Source organism: Pseudomonas sp. MYb2, assembly GCF_002979955.1.
Taxonomy (GTDB): Bacteria; Pseudomonadota; Gammaproteobacteria; order Pseudomonadales; family Pseudomonadaceae; genus Aquipseudomonas.
Genome location: NZ_PCQC01000037.1, coordinates 1 through 1,211 on the forward strand (window position 1 = coordinate 1; position 1,211 = coordinate 1,211).

Genomic DNA, 1,211 nt, shown 5'->3' on the forward strand with positions numbered 1-1,211 from the left:
TGTATGTACCGGAGACATGGTGGACACATGTTCGGAGACATGGTGGACGGTTTTAGATCTTCTTACCTGCCGTGACGATCTGCAAGTTCAAGTCGATTCGGGCGATACGATGTCTACTCCAGTAGACATCGTGGATGCCGTCCTCCGTCGTTTCCCGGATAGCCACTGACCTCCCGTAAAACGCCTTCCCGACAGTGTATTCACGGTTGCCCCAGTAGATCTCGCCCTTCACCTGAACCTTCCTGACCACATCTCCATCGTCGTACTCAGGCGCCGCCGGTTGCTCCTGATATTCCCGCGGGCTGCTGCTGTAGCGAGTAGCAGGAACCTGCATGCCCAGTGCTTGATGAGGACGCTTCTGGTTGTAGATATCACGCCAAATATCAAACGCCCGTTGTGCATCGTCCAGATCGATGAAGAGTTGGCCTTGCAGGACTTCCCTTTTCAGGCTGCGGTGGAAGCGCTCCAGCTTTCCTTGGGTTTGCGGATGATAAGGTCGGGAGTGGCCGACCTTGATGCCCTGGCTCATCAGCCAGACCTCCAGCGCGGTATAAACGCCGGTCTGGTCACCCCATGGCGAACCATTGTCCATCGTCATGCGCAGAGGCAGACCGTAGAGCCGAAAGGCCCGCATTAGTTGCTCCTGGACGGTTCGGCGCTGCTCATTGGCGCACGCAGCGATGCACAGTGAGAACCGCGAGTGATCGTCCAGTATCGTCAGCGGATGGCAACGTCCGTGGTTCAGGCTGATATGACCCTTGAAGTCGATTTGCCAAAGATCGTTGGGCGCCTCGTGCTCGAACCGGATAAACGGTTTGACCTCGGCAGCCTTTGGGTCAACGCGCGAATGACGCTGTAAAACCGCATGCACGGTGCTGACAGAGGGCATCACTTTGCCGTCGTCTTCCAACACGCGCTTGAGCTTGCGAGCGCCCCAAGCGGCGTACTCCTGACTCACGGTCAAAATCTGCTGCTCAACCTCTTCAGCGCAGCGTTTGGGTGACGTCTTTGGTCGTCGAGACTGATCGATCAACCCTTGCGCACCGAGATTTTCAAACCTGTTGAGCCATTTGTAGGCAGTGCTTGGGCTGATATTGAATCGACGGCAAAGCTGCCGAACATTGGCCCCTTCTTGCCGAGCCAAAAGCACGAATTCTGAACGAAGCTGCACGGTGGACACCTCTTCCCAGGACACAGGTCATCTCCTTGGT

The 1,211-nt window shown here is 56.2% G+C and carries 1 protein-coding gene; it reads right to left on the reverse strand.

Annotated features, from left to right (window positions below; translation table 11 throughout):
- Positions 1–52: 52 nt before the first annotated feature.
- Positions 53–1,195 carry an IS481 family transposase gene (locus CQ009_RS29725; RefSeq protein ID WP_064387739.1) on the reverse strand — a complete coding sequence of 381 codons (1,143 nt, stop codon included), beginning with the start codon at positions 1,193–1,195 and terminating at the stop codon, positions 53–55.
- Between the last annotated feature and the right edge of the window lie 16 nt (positions 1,196–1,211).